The organism is Methylobacterium sp. HJ2 (assembly GCF_056431005.1).
In genome coordinates this window covers 176,780-192,777 of sequence record NZ_JBWJYM010000011.1, presented here as the reverse complement: position 1 = coordinate 192,777, position 15,998 = coordinate 176,780, and the positions used below count along the sequence as shown (strand labels likewise).

Here is a 15,998-nt window from a genome sequence, read left to right as displayed (position 1 = left end):
TCCGCCATCCCGACGGGATGATCCGGACCGGGGCTGGGGGGCACGTCCGGCCGGACCGGCAGCTGGCACAGGGGTGCGGGGCTACAGGGCTGCGGCCCGGAACTTGGATGAGCGTCCGCGGCAGAGGCGGCGCGCCGCCCAGCATGCCGGGGGCCCGTGCCGATGCGTCTCGACGAAACCCGCCCCGCGACGGTGGCCTTCGATTTCCGCGCCCTGTCGGAGCGGGACCGCTACAAGCTGATGATCGGCACCGTCGTGCCCCGGCCGATCGCCCTCGTCACCACGGTCGATCCCCTCGGCCGGATCAACGCGGCGCCGTTCTCGTTCTTCAACTGCCTGTCGCATGACCCGCCGATCCTGGCGCTCGGCGTCGAGAACAAGCCCGACATGTCGTTCAAGGACACGGCGGGCAACATCCGGCTGACGGAAGTCTTCACCGTCAACATCGTCAGCCGGGCGATCGCCGAGGCGATGCATGTCTGCGCCATCGGCTTCCCCCTCGGGACGGACGAACTGGCGGAGGCGGGCCTCACCGCCGTGCCGGGCAGCGTGATCGCGGCCCCCTACATCGCCGAGGCCCCGGCCGCCTTCGAGTGCCGGCGCCACACCACCCTGGAGATCGGGCGCTCGCGGCAGATCATCCTGGGCGAGATCGTCTACGCGCATTACCACGCCGATCTCGTCGACGTGGAGCGCTTGCGGGTGGATCCGGAGAAGCTCGACGCGATCGCGCGCCTGGGCGGCTCGACCTGCAGCACCATCCGCGACCGCTTCGACATGGCGACGCCGACCCTGGAGGCCTGGACGGCGCGCGGGTCCGCGGGCGGCTGAGGGTCACCCCCCGGGGCGGCAGGGCCGCCCCGCCTCAGAGCATGCTCGGCAGGATCCGGTCCGGCGGCCGGTGGCCGTCCATGAAGGTCTTGATGTTGATGATGACCTTCTCGCCCATGTCCATGCGGCTCTCGTGCGTGGCCGAGCCCATGTGGGGCAGCAGCACCACCTTGCCGGTGCGCGCGAGCTTGACGAGGCGCGGGCTCACCGCGGGCTCCTGCTCGAACACGTCGAGGCCGGCCGCCGAGATGTCGCCGCCCTCGATCAGGCGGGCGAGCGCGTTCTCGTCGATCACCTCGCCGCGGGCGGTGTTGACCACGATGGCCTCGCGCTTGAGGAGCTTGAGGCGGCGGGCCGAGAGCAGATGGTAGGTGGCCGGGGTGTGGGGGCAATTGACCGAGACGATGTCGACCCGAGCGAGCATCTGGTCGAGCGATTCCCAGTAGGTCGCGTCGAGGGCGCTCTCGGTGGCGGCGGGCACCCGGCGGCGGTTGTGGTAGTGGATCTGCAGGCCGAAGGCCCGGGCGCGGCGGGCGAGCGCTTGGCCGATCCGGCCCATGCCGACGATGCCGAGGCGCTTGCCGGTGATGCGGCGACCGAGCATCCAGGTCGGGGACCAGCCGTTGTCCCAATCGTCGTCCGGGATGATGCGCGCGCCCTCGGTGACGCGGCGGGCGACCGCGAGGATCAGGGCCATCGTCATGTCGGCCGTGTCCTCGGTCAGCACGCCCGGCGTGTTGGTGACGGTGATGCCGCGCTCCAGCGCCGCCGCCACGTCGATATGGTCGACGCCGTTGCCGAAATTCGCGATCAGCCGCAGCTCGGGGCCGGCCTGGGCGAGGAGACCGGAATCGATCTCGTCGGTCACCGTCGGCACCAGCACGTCGGCTTCGCGCAGAGCCGCCGCGATGGCCTCCGGGGACATCGGCTTGTCGTCGGGGTTGAGGCGGACGTCGAACAGCTCGCGCATGCGCGTCTCCACCGCATCCGGCAGGCGCCGCGTCACCACCACGAGCGGCTTGCGCTTCGACATCTCTCCTCCCTCGCGCCCTCAGATCTGGCGCACGAACCCGTCCCGGTGCACGAGCCCGATCCGGCGCGTGGACCCGCTCTCGCCGCGGCGGCAAGCGTCCATTAACCGAACTCCGCCAGACAGGATCGGCGTGATCCGGAGCCGTCGCGGCGCCGCAGGCTCCGGGCCTCCGGCCTCTCTACCAGAGCGAGGGCGGAACACAATCCGGCGGCCCCGTCCCCGGGCCGCCTGAATTTCGATGCACGGGGCGTGCAGCGGCGCGCCGCCGCGGAATGGGAGCGAGGATCGATGCGTGTGGCGTGGACGGCACTGGCTGGCGCGGCCCTGCTCCTCGTGGGGCAGACGATGGCACGCCCCGCGTTGGCGGCCCCTTCGGCGCCCGAGACCGGGGTCGGCCCCGTCACCAAGCTGCCGCTCCCGCGCTACGCCAGCCTGAAGACCGACCGGGTCAACCTGCGCGAGGGGCCGTCCAAGGACCATCGCACCCTGTGGGTGTTCCAGCGCGCGGGCCTGCCGGTGGAGATCGTGGCCGAGTTCGAGACCTGGCGGCGGATCCGGGATTCGGAGGGCACCGAGGGCTGGGTGCTGCACTCGCTGCTGTCGGGCCGGCGCACGGCGATCGTCAACACGCCGCGGACCACCGGGTCGACCAGCTCGGGCGCCCCGGCCGTGCCGCTCAGGGCGCGCGCCGACGACGGCGCGCAGGACGAGGCGCGGCTGGAGCCGGGCGTGATCGGCAGCGTCAAGACCTGCTCGGGCACGTGGTGCCGCCTCATCGTCCCGCTGCCGGGCAAGCGCGGCGACGTCGACGGCTACATCCGCCAGAACAGCCTCTGGGGCGTCTACCCGAACGAGAAGGTGGAGTAGGGGCCGGTCCGACCCATGAAAAAGGCCCGGACCGGCGGTCCGAGCCTCGATGGGCGGAAGCGAAGGCGGCTCAGCTCGCGCGGCGGTTGGCCGGGCGGCGGCGCAGGCGGACGATGACCTCGACGCCCGCGATCTCCATGCCCTCGGGGGCTTCGGGCAGCGAATCCACGGTGATGCCGCAATCGGGCATGTCGAGCACCTGGCCCTCGTCCTCGAGGTAGAAGTGGTGGTGCTCGGTCGGGTTGGTGTCGAAATAGGCCTTCGACCCGTCGAGCGCGAGCTGGCGCAGCAGGCCGGCCTCGGTGAACTGGTGCAGGGTGTTGTAGACGGTGGCCAGCGAGACCGGCACCTTGGCGCGCATCGCCTCGTCGTAGAGCATCTCGGCCGTCAGGTGGCGGTCGCCGCGGCCGAAGAGCAGCCAGCCGAGCGACAGCCGCTGGCGCGTGGGGCGCAGGCCGGCCCGGCGCAGGCGGTCCCGGAGGTCCGATAGCGGGCAGCCGCGGCGACCGGCTCCGGACGCCTCCGCGGAGAGAGGCGAGATCCGGCCGTTCAGCGCGGCCTGCATGGACACCAGATCGGACATCTGAGGATTGAACGCTCTCGGACGGATACGGGACTTGCGGCTTAGTATATTGGAGCGCCCCGTGCGCCGCAACCCGACGGGGCGGGCTCCGATTCCGAAGCGCCGTCCGCGCTTTGAAGGCGCGGGGGGGCGTGCTAACGAGGCGCCGAAATCCGGGCTGCGCGCCTGTCGCGCAAGCCGATCCGCAGGGAGCCGAACCGCCTTCATGTCGTCCGACGCCGAGAATACCGCCCCGCAGGCTCCGGCCCGCCAGACGAGCTTCAGCTACGAGGACCTGCTGGCCTGCGGTCGCGGAGAGCTGTTCGGCGCCGGCAACGCGCAGCTGCCGCTGCCGCCGATGCTGATGTTCGACCGCATCACCGAGATCAGCAGCGAGGGCGGCGCGCACGGCAAGGGTTCCATCCGGGCCGAGTTCGACATCCGGCCGGACCTCTGGTTCTTCCCCTGCCACTTCAAGGGCGACCCGGTGATGCCGGGCTGCCTCGGCCTGGACGCGCTCTGGCAGCTCGTCGGCTTCTATCTCGGCTGGCTCGGCTCGCCCGGTCGCGGGCGGGCGCTCGGCGTCGGCGAGGTGAAGTTCACCGATCAGGTGCTGCCGACGGTCAAGAAGGTCGTCTACGGCGTCGAACTGAAGCGGGTGCGCCAGGGCAAGCTCGTGCTCGGCATCGCCGACGGCTGGCTGGAGGCCGACGGCAAGCGCATCTACGAGGCCCAGGACCTGCGCGTCGCCCTGTTCCAGAGCTGAGCGCCCTGGACCCGAGCGCTCTGGCGCCGGGCGGCGTGCCGGACAGGGCTTCGGGACCGGCCGCCGCGCGATTGGCAGTTGAGATTGTGTCGGCAACGTCCTAGCTGACCGGAACGCGGCGAACGGTTTCGAGCGCCGTGGCGGAGACAAGTTCGTTCATGCGCCGTGTCGTCATCACCGGGATGGGCATCGTCTCGTCCATCGGCAACAACACGCAGGAAGTGCTGGCCTCGCTCTACGAGGCCCGCTCCGGGATCGCCCGAGACGAGTCCCAGGCCGCGCACGGCTTCCGTAGCCAGGTCTCCGGGGCGCCGGGCCTCGATCCCGAGGGCGTGGTCGACCGCCGCGCCATGCGCTTCCACGGCGGCGGCACCGCCTGGAACCACGTGGCGATGGATCAGGCGATCCGGGACGCCGGCCTCGAGGCCGGCGACATCTCGAACCCCCGCACCGGCATCATCATGGGCTCGGGCGGACCCTCGACCCGCACCATCGTCGAATCGGCGGCGATCGCCACCGAGAAGGGGCCCAAGCGCGTCGGGCCGTTCGCGGTGCCGAAGGCGATGTCCTCGACGGCCTCGGCGACGCTCGCCACTTGGTTCAAGATCCGCGGCGTGAACTACTCGATCTCGTCGGCCTGCGCGACCTCGAACCACTGCATCGGCAACGCCGCCGAGATCATCCAGGGCGGGCGCCAGGACATCATCTTCGCGGGCGGCTGCGAGGAGCTCGACTGGACGCTCTCCGTCCTGTTCGACGCGATGGGGGCCATGTCCTCGAAGTACAACGACACCCCGGCTCGGGCCTCGCGCGCCTACGATGCCGGCCGCGACGGATTCGTGATCGCGGGCGGCGCCGGCGTCCTGGTGCTCGAGGAATACGCACACGCCAAGGCGCGCGGCGCCCGCATCTACGGCGAGATCGCCGGCTACGGCGCCACCTCCGACGGGCACGACATGGTCGCGCCCTCCGGCGAGGGCGCGGTGCGCTGCATGCGCCAGGCGATCGAGGGCCTGAAGGGTGCGCGGATCGACTACATCAACCCGCACGCCACCTCGACGCCGGTCGGCGACGACAAGGAGATCGAGGCGATCCGCGAGGTCTTCGGCCGCGGCGAGGCCTGTCCGCCGATCTCGGCCACCAAGTCGCTCACCGGCCACTCGCTCGGCGCCACCGGCGTGCAGGAGGCGATCTATTCCCTCCTGATGATGAACAACGGCTTCCTCTGCGAGAGCGCGCATATCGACACGATCGACCCGGCCTTCGCCGACATGCCGATCCTGCGCGAGCGGCGCGAGAATCTCAGCCTCGGCCACGTCCTGTCGAACTCCTTCGGCTTCGGCGGCACCAACGCGACGCTGGTGCTCAAGCACGTCGACGCCTGATCGCGATCCCGACCGGCGATCGTCGGGCCATCCCGACGCGCGACCGCGGCCCGAGCGGCCGCGCGGCGTCCTCGATGGCGGGCTCCAGGTCCCACGAGACGGCCGGCGAGGACGCCGGCGATCCGTTGGCCCATCCCCGGGGCCCGTCCCTGGGTTTGGACGCGGCGATCCGCCGGCTTGCGGAACTTCGCGGATGCGCAAAGATTGTGCTTGTGTGATGCGCGCGAGCCACAGCTCGTGCCGCAGGACGGCACGAGGACGCGTTCGATGTTCCCCTTCATCGTCGGAACCCTGACCGGGCTCGCCATCGCGGGCGGTGCCGCGATCTTCGCCAAGCAGGCTCTCATCGAGGACGCGCGGGACCGCACCGGCGGATATTTCTGACCCGCCTCCGGCCCGCCGGTTCTGTCCCCGGACCCGTGCCCCAGACCGTCGATGTGCAAGACGCCCCGCCCGCGTGCGGGGCTTCTCGCGTTCCGGGGGCGGCCGGCGCGCGGGCGGCGGTCGAGACCGGACCGGATTGGACAGGCTCGCGACGGGCGCGCTATGGCTCGTCGCCTTGCTGGGTGATCCCCGTCAGAGGGATCCCGTGACACTGGGACAGGCGCTCGAATGACAGGATTGATGGCGGGCAAGCGTGGCCTGATCATGGGCGTTGCCAACGATCACTCGATCGCCTGGGGCATCGCCCGGATGCTGCACCAGCACGGCGCCAGCCTCGCCTTCACCTATCAGGGCGAGGCCCTCGGGCGCCGCGTCGCCCCGCTCGCCGCCCGGCTCGGCTCGGAGACCGTGATCCCCTGCGACGTGGAGGATCTCGCCTCCCTCGACGCGGCCTTCGACCGGCTCGACACGGCCTTCGACGGCGCCCTCGACTTCGTCGTCCACGCGATCGGGTTCTCCGACAAGGCGCAGCTCAAGGGCCGCTACGTCGACGTGACCACGCGCGAGAACTTCACCCGCACGATGACGATCTCGTGCTTCTCCTTCACCGAGATCGCCCAGCGCGCGGCCCGGCGCATGCCCCACGGCGGCTCGCTGCTGACGCTGACCTATGGCGGCTCGACCCGGGTGATGCCGAACTACAACGTGATGGGCGTGGCCAAGGCGGCGCTTGAGGCCTCCGTGCGCTACCTCGCCACCGATCTCGGCCCCGACGGCATCCGGGTGAACGCCCTCTCGGCCGGGCCGATGCGCACGCTGGCGGGCGCGGGCATCGCCGACGCCCGGCTGATGTTCAACCACCAGAAGGCGCACGCCCCGCTCCGGCGCACGGTGACCCTCGACGACGTCGGCGGCTCGGCCCTCTACCTGCTCTCCGACCTTTCGGGCGGCGTGACCGGCGAGGTCCATTTCGTCGATTCGGGCTACAACATCATCTCGATGCCGCGTCCCGACGTGCTCCAGGCCCAGGACGAGGCGGGCGTCGTCGGCGACGTCTGACGGGCGGCCCGCATCTCACCCGGGGATGCGCCTCACTCGGGGATGCGCCCCGGCGGCCGTAGGACCGGCGCACGCCCGGGCCGCGGCGCCCGCGTGCGCCGGCGCCGCTCGACCCGTGCGGGCGGCGGCGCGGCCGAGGGGTAGTTCGAGGCGAAGGGGTTCGGCGGCGTCGTCCCGGGAGCCTGATACTGGGCCGAGGCGGGCAGGGCGGTCGCCGCCAGGACGGCGACGGCCAGGAACGCGGGCTTGATCGCGCGCAGGGTCGGGCATGTGGGTGTCATCAGTCCTCGCGAGGGTGGCAGCGTCAGATAGGAGCGTCTCCGTGGAACCGCACGTGTTCGAGCAGGACGGCGAGGCGTTCGAGGCCCGGTTCGAGCGGGCGGAGACGGGCTGGGTCGCCCATGTCCGGCGCCTCGGCGACGGCGCGAGCCTGCGCGTCGCCTTCGCGGACGGCGTCGGCTACGCGGCGGACGACCCGCGCGGATCGCTTATTGCGGGCTGCGAGGCGGCGGTCGCCGAGATGTCGCGCCCGGCCCCGACCCGGCATTGAGCCCGCGCCCGAGGAACCCGGCCCGCGCCTGAGGGGTTCGCGCTCAACGATCCGTCCCCGCAGCGAGGAGCGCCCATGTCCGAGGTCACCTACCATATCGTCGAGCACGACGGCGGCTTCGCCTACAAGGTGGGCGACGTCTTCTCCGAGACCTTCCCGAGCCGCGAGGACGCGCTGCAGGCGGCCCAGGCCGCGGCGGCCGAGCAGCAGGTCCCGGGCTCGACCGTGGGGATCCGCTACCAGGATCAGGCCGGCGCGTGGCACGACGAGACCGCCCGCGGCGACGACCGCCCGACCGCCAAGGTCGAGGATTGAGCACCGACGGCGCTTGCTCCGCGTCCGCCTGCCGGACAGGATCCCGGCGGGCGGAGCGGGATCCGGGTTGAGATGGCACGCAGGAAGGCTCCCAAGGCGGCCTCCGAGACGGCCCCCGTCGCGGGCAGGGCCGGCGCCGCTCCCGGGCCGGCATCGCCGCCCGCCGAGGCGGCTGCGGCCGGGGCGGCGCCGGCGCCGCTTCCCAAGGGCGCCCGGCGCACCACGCCCTCGCCCGAGACCCTGGCCCGGCTCGACAAGGACCGGCTGATCGCGCTGATCCTCGGCGAGACGGCCCGCAACCCGGCCTTCCGCAAGATCGTCAGCGCCTCCCTCGCCGCGCTCCAGGGGCCGGACGCCGTCGCGGCGATCGTCGACCGGCGGCTCACCGCCCTCGAAGGCGCGCGCGGCTACATCGACTGGCAGAAGCGCCGCGCCTTCGCGGCCGACCTCGACGCCACGGTCTCGGTGATCCTGAAGGAATTGCGGCCCCTCGACCCGGGGGCAGCCCTCGACCGGCTGGTGCGCTTCCTCGCCGGCTCGGATGCGGTACTGAACCGCGTCGACGACGCCACCGGATCGGTCGGGGGCCTCTACGAGCGGGCGAGCGAGGCCGCGATCGACCTCGCCGCCGCGCTGCCACCCGAGGCGGCCGGGCGCTTCTGCGCCAGCCTGATGCCCCGCGTCGCCGCGGCGCCGTTCAGCCTCTTCACCGGGTTGGCACGCGATCTGATCGGGCGCCTGCCGGACGCAGCGCTGCCCGAACTCGACGCGGCGCTCGTCCCCGTCCTGGCGGAAGCCGAGCGGGCCGCCGCGAAGAGCGACGACTGGACCGCCAAGCTCCGCCGCACGGCTCTGCTGCGCATCGCCCAGGATCTGGCCGAGCGGCGGCGCGACGCCGACGCCTTCATCGCGCTGGAGACGCGGATCGCGCCGGATCATCCCGACACCCTCGCCATCGCCGAGCGCCTGCTCGCGGTGGACCGGCCCGCCGAGGCCCTGGACTGGCTGCGGCGGCCGGCCAAGCCCGGGCCGCGCCCCGTCACCCGCGCCGACCTGATCGCCGGCGCCGTGGAGCCGAACCTGCCGGAGCGGGCGCGCGTGGTCCTGGAGATCGCGGCGCTCGAGGCGCTCGGTCGGCCCGCCGAGGCGCAGGCCGCGCGCTGGCACCGCTTCGCGGCGGCGCTCGACCGCGACATGCTGCGCGCCTACCTCGACAAGCTGCCGGATTTCGAGGACGACGAGGCGCTGGCCCGGGCCCTGGTCCTGGCCGAGGCCTTCCCCGATCCGCACCGGGCCCTGGCCTTCCTGGTCGGATGGCCGGACCTCGACCGGGCGGCCCGCCTCGTCCTCGACCGGCGCACCGCCTGGGACGGCCAGCGCTACACGATCCTGGCGCCCGCGGCCGAGGCTCTGAGCGAGAGCCATCCGGGCGCCGCCGCCCTGCTGTATCGCTGCCTCCTCGACGACATCCTGAGCCATGGCCGCAGCGCGGCCTATGCCCACGCGGCGGCCTACCTGCGCGAGCTCGACCGGATCTCGGACGAGCTCGACCCCGCGAGCCTCGACCCCGCGCCGGATGCCTACCGTGCCCAGCTCAGGAAGGCGCACGGGCGCAAGTACGGGTTCTGGAGCCATGTCGACAGGGACTGATCGGCCCGAACCGGCGGGGCGCCGGGCGGCGCGCCCGGCCGACGGCCCGGATTCAAGGTCGCCTCACGCCAGCGCCTCGATCGCGTCGATCTTGTCGAGATAGAAGGCGAGGTGGCCGCGGATCGCGGCGACCGCCGGGAACGGTTCCTCGTAGCTCCACACGGCGTCGCGCCGCTCCGCGCCCGCGACCTGCAGGTCGAAGTAGCGGGCGTCGCCCTTGTACGGGCAGTGGCTTCGCCGGGCGGACGGTGCGAAATGCTCCAGGCGCGCATCCGCGCGGGGAATGTAGAGCACCGGCAGGTAGCCGGCCTCCTGCAGGCTGAGCGCCGCCCGGGTCTCGGCCAGCACGGTGCCGTCGAGGCTCACGCGGATCAGGCCGGGCTGCGGCACGATCGCGATCGGATGGTCGGGGCCGGGCTGCTTCATGATTCGCCTCCGTCCTGCGCGGTTCCGGGAGGATCCCGGTCCGTGAACTCGGTGGTGCCCAGCGCGTCGGCGAGGCGCGCCTGCGCGCTGCCCGGCCGCAGCGGCTTCTGCTGGCTCTCGTGCGGGGCCCAGCCCGAGACCCAGAGCAGCTCGAAGCTCGCCCGCACCCGCCCGTCCGGATCGGCGAAGCGCTCCGCATAGACGGCGGCGGCGCGCAGCAGGGTCTCCCGCCGCAGCGGCCGCCGGCGCCGCTCGGTCAGCGCGTTGGTCAGCCCCATCGCGCGCAGGTCCCGCATCAGGCCGAACGGATCGGCGTAGCGGACCGTGACGGTCTCGGTGTCGACCACGGGCAGCGCGAAGCCCGCGCGCTGGAGCAGCGCGCCGACCTCGCGCACCGCCGCGAAGGGCGCCACGCGCGGGCTGACCCCGCCCTCGATCTCGCTCTCCGCCTGGGCGAAGCTCTGGCGCAGCTCGGTCAGGGTGGCGCCCCCGAACAGGCAGCCGAGGAACAACCCGTCAGGCCGGAGCGCCCGGCGGAGCTGGACCAGCGTGCCGGGCAGGTCGTTCACGCCTTGCAGCGCCAGGAGCGAGACGGCGAGGTCGATGCTGCCGGGCGCGAGGGGCAGCGCTTCGGGATCGGCCACGGCGACCACCCGGCCGGCCTCGGCGCGCTCGGGCAGCGGGGCCAGCCGCAGGAGCGCGGCCTCCGGCAGGCGTTCGGCCAGGATGCGCGCCGCCGCGGGCGTCGGCGTGCCGAGGTCGACCGCGCGGGCGAAGCGGCGCAGGATCGCGGCCAGCCGGTCGTCGAGATCCTCGACGGCGCGGGCGAGCAGGAAATCGGCGTAGCCGGCCCCGCGCGCGCGGGCGAGGCGGCGGCGGGCGAGCGCCGTGTCGAACAGGGCTGTGTCCATGCTGCCCCGAACATGGCGCGCCGCCGCCCGCTTCGCCAGCGCGACGACGGGTCGGCGGTCCGAGGCCTGCCTGGCCGGGCATCGCGGTCACGCTTGCGTGACGCCGGAACGCGCGGGGCCGTGATCCGTTTCAAGCGTCGGAACGGAGGACACACCATCATGACGCGGATCCTGCTCGGCACGGCTCTCGCCCTCGGCACGCTCGCGGCGACCGGCGCCGCGGAGGCCAAGGGCTGCATCAAGGGCGCGATCGTCGGCGGCGTCGCCGGCCATTACGCCGGTCACCACGGCCTCATGGGCGCCGCGGCGGGGTGCGCCATCGGCCGCCACCGCGCCAACAGCCGTGCCCGCCAGGACGTGCAGATGCAGAACCAGGGCGCCGCCGCCGCGCGCTGAGCCCGGCCGGCGTCCCGTTCGGGTCGCGGAGGGCCGCCCAAGGCCAGACCTGTCGCCGCGCCGGGCTCCGTCCCGGCGCGATGCGTTCGGGGCGCGTCGGCCCGGGCCGCCTCGGGGCCTGAGCCGTCGGGATGCGCCCTAGGACGCCGTTCGGCGTCCGGGCTCGACCCTGAGCAGGTATTGGGCCTCGAACCCGGCGTAATCGGCAAGCTTGGCGAAATCAGGCACCCGCATGACGTGGTTCCTGTAGACAATCAGGTTCTTCGCGCGAAGAATTTGCAGCGTTCTGTTGATATGGACGGCGGACTGCCCGACGATATCGGCCAGATCCACCTGGGTGATCGCGAGCCTGAAGCTGTGATCGGTCACGAGGCCCACCGCATCGAAGCGGACGTACAATTCGCAGATGAGGTGGGCGAGGCGTTTGTCCGCGCGCCGCCCGACATTCTCCAGCCAGGTATGGGCGATGCTGGTCTTGACGAGCGTCGTCCACCACAGCGCGCGGGCGATGCGGGGATAGCGCACGATCAGGCGGTCGATCTCCGACAGGGCGAGGTCGGCGACCTCGCAATCCGTCAGAGCGCCGACCCTGCTGCCCAGGGCGTGATTGAGCGGCGTGTGCCCATCGCACAGATCCCCGGCGATCAGCAGCGACGAGATGCGACGGGTGCCCTCGGATAGGATCTTGTAGCGGCACGCCACGCCGCCGACGATGATCTGCAGGCTCGGACATCCGCCGTCCGACTTGAGATCCGCGCCCGCATCGACCCCGCGCGTCGACCGCGTGAGGGCGCGCAGAGCCGCTTCCTCCTCCGGCGAGAAGGAAGCCGCGCTGCTCAGCCTGGTAACCAGACGGTCGAACATCGTAGAGGTTGCACTACCCGTCGAAGGGCCCGGTAGAAAACCGCCACCGCGATTCTAATCGCGAAGTCGATTCCTGCCATTTAGACATATCGACACTATACAGGCACGTCATTTTTAGACCTGTCACCGGCTCGGTAGCGGATGTCGCAGGGTCGAAGACCTGTCGGGTCGGCCGCGGCCCGGAACCGAGCGGACGCGCCGCGGCCCCGTCACCGCATTGTGGCGCGGATCGCCCGGGCGGTGTTCGCGGGCGTGTCGACGAGATCGACCGGGCCGTCATGCGCGATGGCGTTCTCGGGCCTGCCGATCCGGGGCGGTCGCGCGGGCCTCAGCACCATCGACAACCACCGGCCCGCTTGATCGCGGCCAGGCCGCGCGCGCCGTCGTCGAGGGAGCCGGAGAGCACGACGCCGATGCTGCGTCGGCCGCCGTCCACGGCGACGCGGACCTGCAGGGGGGTCGCGTGCCCGAGGATCTCCGCGAGGTGGCTCGGCTGGGCCCAGAGGCGGTGCAGGACGATCGGCACGACGGCGTCGAGCGAGCCCGGACACGCCGCGCGCACGGCCTGGATCGCGCCGAGACCCTCGCCGCCCGAGGCGCCGATCGCCACGAACCGGGGTGCCGGGTCTCTGTCGGCCCTGGCGCCTGCGCGGACCCGGGATGCGGGCCGGGGGCCATCGTTTCCGGCGGGATTGCGGGCCCCGATCGGCGCCCGCGCCCCGCCCTCGGGTCAGGCCGCCCGAACGGAGGCGAGGAAGCGGCCGACCTCCGCCTGGAGCTGCTCGGACTGGCGCGAGAGATCGCTGGCGGAGGCGAGCACCTGCGCCGCGGCCGCCCCGGTCTCGCCGGTATCGGCCGCCACGCCCGCGATGTTCACGGTCACGGCGCCCGTGCCGTCGGCGGCTTGGGAGACGTTGCGCACGATCTCCTGGGTGGCCGCTCCCTGCTCCTCCACCGCCGCCGCGATCGTCGTCGCCACGGTGCTGATCTCGCGGATCCGCGCGGCGATGGCGCCGATCGCGGCGACGGCCTGACCGGTGGAATCCTGGATCTCGCCGATATGGCCGCCGATCTCGCCCGTGGCGCGGGCGGTCTGATTGGCGAGTTCCTTGACCTCGGCGGCGACCACCGCGAAGCCGCGGCCCGCCTCGCCGGCCCGCGCCGCCTCGATGGTGGCATTCAGCGCCAGCAGGTTGGTCTGGCTCGCGATGGAGGAAATCAGGGTGACGACGTCGCCGACGCGGGTGACGGACGCGCTCAGCGTCTGGACGAGGCGCGCGGCCTGGTCCGCCTCGGTGACGGCCGTCTGGGCGATCGTGGTCGAGCCCGAGACCTGCCGGCCGATCTCATCGACCGACGAGCCCAGCTCCTCGGCCGCCGCCGCCACCATGCCGACGTTCTGGGCCGCTTCCCCGGCCGCGCGGGCGACGGAATTCGACCGGTCGGCCGCGCGGCTGGCGGTCCCGGCCATGCTCTGCGAGGTCGCCTGCAACTCGGTCGCCGCCGCCGCCACGGTCCGGACGATGCCGCCCACCGCGCGCTCGAAGCCGTCGGCCATCGCCGTCATCCCGGCCTTGCGCTGCGCCTCGGCGCCGGCGCGCGCCTGCGCCGTCTCGGCCTCCAGCGCGCGGGTGCGGATCAGGTTGTCCTTGAACACCTGCACGGCGACCGCCATCGCCCCGATCTCGTCGCTGCGCCCGGTGCCCGCGATCGACACCCCCGCGTCCCCGCCGGCGAGCCGGCCCATCGAGTCGGTGATCCGCCCGATCGGGCGGGAGATCGCGAACAGGACGAACAGGGCCGCGCCGATCGAGGTGATCACCGCGAGGGTTGCGGCGATCACGGCGTTCCGGATCGCGGCGGCCGCACTCTCGAGGCCCTGCGCGCCGGCCGTCTCCGCGCCGGTCTTGGCGAGCAGCACGCCCTCCTTCAGCGCGGCCATCGCGTCCCGCGCCAAGCCCGCCATCTCGGGCTTGAGCAGCCGGGCCAGCGCCTCCGCCTTCCGGCCGGACGCCATGTCGTCCAGGATCTCGGATTGCTGCACCCGGTAGGTGCCCCAGATCCGGGTGAAGCGCCCGAGGAGCGCCCGCTCCGGCTCGGTCCGGATCACGCCCGCGTAGGCCGTGGCGAGGCGGTCCAGCTCGGCATCGGCCTCGGCCAGGGTCTTCCGGTTCTCGGCGAGGGCCTGCGCGGTCTCGGACCCCATCACGAGGCGGTAGATCCGCACGCGGTTCTCCCGCGTGGCCGTGTTGAGGCGATTGATCACGTCGACCGCGGGCAGCCACGTCCCGGAGACCTCCTGGATCGAGCCGCGGACCGTCGTCAGGTCGGCGATGCCGAGGACGGCCTGACCGACCGACAGGAGGGCGACCGCCCCGAACAGCGCCGCGAGCTTCGCCTTGATGGATAACCGCATGGATTGCACCCGGCCAGAGTTCGAACCGCCGCGCGGACGACGCGCGACGTTGGCGATGATGCAATCACGAGAGGTTTCAGATTTGGTGAACTACCACTGCTGGTATCAGGGGCGGTCCGGGAGCGCATCGAGCGCCCGCGCCGTGCCGGGATTCAGCCACGCCGCCGGCACCGCCGCGCGCAGATTGCGCGGATCGCTGCCCGTGCCCTGGACCAGCCGGCGCGCGAGATCGGCGCGCGCCGCGTCCATCGCCCGGACCAGCCGCTCGGCGATGGCGGGATCGAGGCCCGGCCGGGCCAGGATCAGGCTCCACGACCCGACCGTCTCGATCGGCTCGGCCTGCCCGCGGAAGCTGGCCGCCGGGACGGTGATTCGCCGCAGGGAGGTCCGGCTCTCGAGGAGCCGGGGAATCGCTTCCGGGGCGGCCCCGAAGAAGCGGGCGCCCCCCGGCGCCTCCGCGACCGCGGTGAAGCCCGGCCAGCCGATGCCGCCGCCCCAGAGCGCGGCGGCGCGCCCGCTCCGGACGAGGTCGGGCCCGTCGCCCGCATGGTCGAGGAGCAGCGGGGTGACGTCGCGGGCGGGATCGAGCCCCGAGGCCTCCAGCACGGCACGCCCCATCACGGTCAGCCCGGAATTGCGGGTGCCGAGGGCGACGGCCCGGCCGCGCAGGTCGGCGACGGCGCGGACGGGGCTGTCGGCCGGCACCACGAACAGGCCGGGCGTCGGGTACATCGGCGCGGCGACGGTGAGGCGCGGCGCCGCCTCCGATGCGAGCGCCTCGTAGGCGAACTCGCCCTGGACGAGCGCGAGATCGAGCTGGCCGGATCGCAGCAGGCCGAGATTCTCCGCCGAGCCGCCGGTCGGGCGCGTCTCCAGAACGAGGTCGGGATCGACGGTCCGGAGCGCGGCGACGAGCGCCTCGGCATAGGCCGGAAAGCCGCCTCCCGGCGTCGCGGTGCCGAGGCTGGCGCGCAAAGCGGCGGCGCGCGCCGGCAGGCCGGCCGCGGGGATGCAGGCCGCGAGGATCACGAGGGCGAGCAGCGTGGCGCAGCGCATCGATCCGGTCCCGGCGCTACTTCGCGGTGAGGAGGGCCCAGTAGACCTTGTACTTCGAGCCCGGCGCGTAGGCGGTGGCGATGCCCATGCGGGTCGCGGCCGGGTCGAGCATCACGGCGTTGTGGGGCGGGCTGTCGCGCCAGCCCGAGAACGCCTCGGCGAGGGTGTGGTAGCCGGCCGAGAGGTTGGCGTTGGCGGAGGCGTAGCCGAGGCGCTCCACCGCGACCTTCACGGTCTGGGCCTTGCTCGGGCGATCGGCCACCGCCATCGCGGCGGCCTCGGCCTCGGCGAGGCGCTGCAGATCCGGGTCGATCGTCAGCGCGGACTCGCCGCGCCCGCGCCGATAGGCCGAGATCATGTCGCGCGCGGCCTGCGCATCGATCTGCGCGGCGCTGTTGGCGAGCGGCAGGTAGAGGCTCGGGATCGCGCCGGTCGTCCCGGTATCGGCGGCGCAGCCCCCGAGCAGGAGCGCGCAGAGGCCCGCAAGACCCAAAGGCAGACCGACCGTCCTCACCCTGACCTCCCCA

General features: G+C 72.8%; 20 protein-coding genes. 9 read left to right on the top strand and 11 right to left on the bottom strand.

Annotated features, from left to right (window positions below; all coding sequences use genetic code 11):
* Positions 1 to 162 precede the first annotated feature (162 nt).
* A complete protein-coding gene (locus tag ACS5RC_RS23375) occupies positions 163 to 831 on the top strand; it encodes a flavin reductase family protein (RefSeq protein WP_478346324.1) in 669 nt (222 codons plus the stop codon).
* Between the two features lie 34 nt (positions 832 to 865).
* Here ACS5RC_RS23375 and ACS5RC_RS23370 read toward each other — a convergent pair whose 3' ends face one another.
* A complete protein-coding gene (locus ACS5RC_RS23370) occupies positions 866 to 1,864 on the bottom strand; it encodes a 2-hydroxyacid dehydrogenase (protein ID WP_478346323.1) in 999 nt (332 codons plus the stop codon).
* 288 nt (positions 1,865 to 2,152) lie between these two features.
* Here ACS5RC_RS23370 and ACS5RC_RS23365 point away from each other — a divergent pair, with 288 nt between their 5' ends.
* The gene (locus ACS5RC_RS23365) at positions 2,153 to 2,731 is read left to right on the top strand and encodes an SH3 domain-containing protein (RefSeq protein ID WP_478346322.1); all 579 of its coding nucleotides are present in this window, start codon (positions 2,153 to 2,155) and stop codon (positions 2,729 to 2,731) included.
* A gap of 70 nt (positions 2,732 to 2,801) precedes the next feature.
* Here the strand turns inward: ACS5RC_RS23365 and irr are convergent, their stop codons facing one another.
* Positions 2,802 to 3,314 (bottom strand): Fur family transcriptional regulator Irr, encoded by a 513-nt coding sequence (irr, locus tag ACS5RC_RS23360; RefSeq protein ID WP_478346321.1) that lies wholly within the window; start codon positions 3,312 to 3,314, stop codon positions 2,802 to 2,804.
* A 205-nt stretch (positions 3,315 to 3,519) separates the two neighbouring features.
* Here irr and fabA point away from each other — a divergent pair, with 205 nt between their 5' ends.
* The 3 genes from fabA (at position 3,520) to fabI (ending at position 6,887) form a co-directional block, all read left to right on the top strand.
* Complete coding sequence (gene fabA, locus ACS5RC_RS23355) at positions 3,520 to 4,059, top strand: 3-hydroxyacyl-[acyl-carrier-protein] dehydratase FabA (protein ID WP_478346320.1); 540 nt, start codon at positions 3,520 to 3,522, stop codon at positions 4,057 to 4,059.
* A 158-nt stretch (positions 4,060 to 4,217) separates the two neighbouring features.
* Entirely contained in the window at positions 4,218 to 5,444 is a 1,227-nt protein-coding gene (fabB, locus tag ACS5RC_RS23350) for a beta-ketoacyl-ACP synthase I (RefSeq protein ID WP_478346319.1), read from the top strand.
* A 612-nt stretch (positions 5,445 to 6,056) separates the two neighbouring features.
* Positions 6,057 to 6,887 (top strand): enoyl-ACP reductase FabI, encoded by an 831-nt coding sequence (gene fabI / locus ACS5RC_RS23345; protein ID WP_478346318.1) that lies wholly within the window; start codon positions 6,057 to 6,059, stop codon positions 6,885 to 6,887.
* A gap of 32 nt (positions 6,888 to 6,919) precedes the next feature.
* Here fabI and ACS5RC_RS23340 read toward each other — a convergent pair whose 3' ends face one another.
* On the bottom strand, positions 6,920 to 7,168 hold the full coding sequence (locus ACS5RC_RS23340; RefSeq protein ID WP_478346317.1) for a hypothetical protein: 249 nt from the start codon (positions 7,166 to 7,168) through the stop codon (positions 6,920 to 6,922).
* 41 nt (positions 7,169 to 7,209) lie between these two features.
* On the opposite strand from ACS5RC_RS23340, the gene ACS5RC_RS23335 reads away from it, so the two are divergent.
* The 3 genes from ACS5RC_RS23335 to ACS5RC_RS23325 all read left to right on the top strand — a co-directional run bounded on the left by ACS5RC_RS23335 (position 7,210) and on the right by ACS5RC_RS23325 (position 9,402).
* The gene (locus ACS5RC_RS23335) at positions 7,210 to 7,437 is read left to right on the top strand and encodes a hypothetical protein (RefSeq protein ID WP_478346316.1); all 228 of its coding nucleotides are present in this window, start codon (positions 7,210 to 7,212) and stop codon (positions 7,435 to 7,437) included.
* 75 nt (positions 7,438 to 7,512) lie between these two features.
* A complete protein-coding gene (locus tag ACS5RC_RS23330; RefSeq protein ID WP_478346315.1) occupies positions 7,513 to 7,752 on the top strand; it encodes a DUF2188 domain-containing protein in 240 nt (79 codons plus the stop codon).
* Between the two features lie 72 nt (positions 7,753 to 7,824).
* Positions 7,825 to 9,402 (top strand): DUF6880 family protein, encoded by a 1,578-nt coding sequence (locus ACS5RC_RS23325; RefSeq protein WP_478346314.1) that lies wholly within the window; start codon positions 7,825 to 7,827, stop codon positions 9,400 to 9,402.
* A 63-nt stretch (positions 9,403 to 9,465) separates the two neighbouring features.
* On the opposite strand, the gene ACS5RC_RS23320 is transcribed toward ACS5RC_RS23325, so the two are convergent.
* Positions 9,466 to 9,828, bottom strand: a complete 363-nt coding sequence (locus ACS5RC_RS23320; protein WP_478346313.1) for a DUF427 domain-containing protein — start codon at positions 9,826 to 9,828, stop codon at positions 9,466 to 9,468.
* Positions 9,825 to 10,739, bottom strand: coding sequence for a methyltransferase domain-containing protein (locus ACS5RC_RS23315; protein WP_478346312.1), 915 nt, complete (start codon positions 10,737 to 10,739; stop codon positions 9,825 to 9,827). The genes ACS5RC_RS23320 and ACS5RC_RS23315 overlap by 4 nt, the downstream gene beginning before the upstream one ends.
* A 159-nt stretch (positions 10,740 to 10,898) precedes the next feature.
* Here ACS5RC_RS23315 and ACS5RC_RS23310 point away from each other — a divergent pair, with 159 nt between their 5' ends.
* Positions 10,899 to 11,135 (top strand): hypothetical protein, encoded by a 237-nt coding sequence (locus ACS5RC_RS23310; RefSeq protein ID WP_478346311.1) that lies wholly within the window; start codon positions 10,899 to 10,901, stop codon positions 11,133 to 11,135.
* A 138-nt stretch (positions 11,136 to 11,273) separates the two neighbouring features.
* On the opposite strand, the gene ACS5RC_RS23305 is transcribed toward ACS5RC_RS23310, so the two are convergent.
* The 6 genes from ACS5RC_RS23305 to ACS5RC_RS23280 all read right to left on the bottom strand — a co-directional run bounded on the left by ACS5RC_RS23305 (position 11,274) and on the right by ACS5RC_RS23280 (position 15,985).
* Complete coding sequence (locus ACS5RC_RS23305; RefSeq protein ID WP_478346310.1) at positions 11,274 to 11,999, bottom strand: Crp/Fnr family transcriptional regulator; 726 nt, start codon at positions 11,997 to 11,999, stop codon at positions 11,274 to 11,276.
* 209 nt (positions 12,000 to 12,208) lie between these two features.
* Positions 12,209 to 12,337: a hypothetical protein gene (locus ACS5RC_RS23300; protein ID WP_478346309.1), complete on the bottom strand. Its 129-nt coding sequence runs from the start codon at positions 12,335 to 12,337 to the stop codon at positions 12,209 to 12,211.
* On the bottom strand, positions 12,328 to 12,609 hold the full coding sequence (locus ACS5RC_RS23295) for a chemotaxis protein CheB (protein ID WP_478346308.1): 282 nt from the start codon (positions 12,607 to 12,609) through the stop codon (positions 12,328 to 12,330). Before ACS5RC_RS23295 ends, ACS5RC_RS23300 begins: the two co-directional genes overlap by 10 nt.
* Positions 12,610 to 12,729: 120 nt before the next feature.
* Positions 12,730 to 14,415: a methyl-accepting chemotaxis protein gene (locus ACS5RC_RS23290; RefSeq protein ID WP_478346307.1), complete on the bottom strand. Its 1,686-nt coding sequence runs from the start codon at positions 14,413 to 14,415 to the stop codon at positions 12,730 to 12,732.
* 105 nt (positions 14,416 to 14,520) lie between these two features.
* Positions 14,521 to 15,471 carry a TAXI family TRAP transporter solute-binding subunit gene (locus tag ACS5RC_RS23285; RefSeq protein WP_478346306.1) on the bottom strand — a complete coding sequence of 317 codons (951 nt, stop codon included), beginning with the start codon at positions 15,469 to 15,471 and terminating at the stop codon, positions 14,521 to 14,523.
* A 16-nt stretch (positions 15,472 to 15,487) separates the two neighbouring features.
* Entirely contained in the window at positions 15,488 to 15,985 is a 498-nt protein-coding gene (locus ACS5RC_RS23280; RefSeq protein ID WP_478346305.1) for a CAP domain-containing protein, read from the bottom strand.
* Between the last annotated feature and the right edge of the window lie 13 nt (positions 15,986 to 15,998).

Excerpts from the sequence above, each read along its gene's own strand:
- ACS5RC_RS23320 (WP_478346313.1), bottom strand. The coding sequence starts at position 9,828 with ATGAAGCAGCCCGGCCCCGACCATCCGATCGCGATCGTGCCGCAGCCC.
- ACS5RC_RS23300 (WP_478346309.1), bottom strand. The coding sequence starts at position 12,337 with ATGGTGCTGAGGCCCGCGCGACCGCCCCGGATCGGCAGGCCCGAGAAC.
- fabA (WP_478346320.1), top strand. The coding sequence starts at position 3,520 with ATGTCGTCCGACGCCGAGAATACCGCCCCGCAGGCTCCGGCCCGCCAG.
- ACS5RC_RS23375 (WP_478346324.1), top strand. The coding sequence starts at position 163 with ATGCGTCTCGACGAAACCCGCCCCGCGACGGTGGCCTTCGATTTCCGC.
- ACS5RC_RS23340 (WP_478346317.1), bottom strand. The coding sequence starts at position 7,168 with ATGACACCCACATGCCCGACCCTGCGCGCGATCAAGCCCGCGTTCCTG.
- fabI (WP_478346318.1), top strand. The coding sequence starts at position 6,057 with ATGACAGGATTGATGGCGGGCAAGCGTGGCCTGATCATGGGCGTTGCC.
- ACS5RC_RS23365 (WP_478346322.1), top strand. The coding sequence starts at position 2,153 with ATGCGTGTGGCGTGGACGGCACTGGCTGGCGCGGCCCTGCTCCTCGTG.
- ACS5RC_RS23315 (WP_478346312.1), bottom strand. The coding sequence starts at position 10,739 with ATGGACACAGCCCTGTTCGACACGGCGCTCGCCCGCCGCCGCCTCGCC.
- ACS5RC_RS23310 (WP_478346311.1), top strand. The coding sequence starts at position 10,899 with ATGACGCGGATCCTGCTCGGCACGGCTCTCGCCCTCGGCACGCTCGCG.
- ACS5RC_RS23305 (WP_478346310.1), bottom strand. The coding sequence starts at position 11,999 with ATGTTCGACCGTCTGGTTACCAGGCTGAGCAGCGCGGCTTCCTTCTCG.
- ACS5RC_RS23290 (WP_478346307.1), bottom strand. The coding sequence starts at position 14,415 with ATGCGGTTATCCATCAAGGCGAAGCTCGCGGCGCTGTTCGGGGCGGTC.
- fabB (WP_478346319.1), top strand. The coding sequence starts at position 4,218 with ATGCGCCGTGTCGTCATCACCGGGATGGGCATCGTCTCGTCCATCGGC.
- irr (WP_478346321.1), bottom strand. The coding sequence starts at position 3,314 with ATGTCCGATCTGGTGTCCATGCAGGCCGCGCTGAACGGCCGGATCTCG.
- ACS5RC_RS23330 (WP_478346315.1), top strand. The coding sequence starts at position 7,513 with ATGTCCGAGGTCACCTACCATATCGTCGAGCACGACGGCGGCTTCGCC.
- ACS5RC_RS23285 (WP_478346306.1), bottom strand. The coding sequence starts at position 15,471 with ATGCGCTGCGCCACGCTGCTCGCCCTCGTGATCCTCGCGGCCTGCATC.
- ACS5RC_RS23370 (WP_478346323.1), bottom strand. The coding sequence starts at position 1,864 with ATGTCGAAGCGCAAGCCGCTCGTGGTGGTGACGCGGCGCCTGCCGGAT.
- ACS5RC_RS23325 (WP_478346314.1), top strand. The coding sequence starts at position 7,825 with ATGGCACGCAGGAAGGCTCCCAAGGCGGCCTCCGAGACGGCCCCCGTC.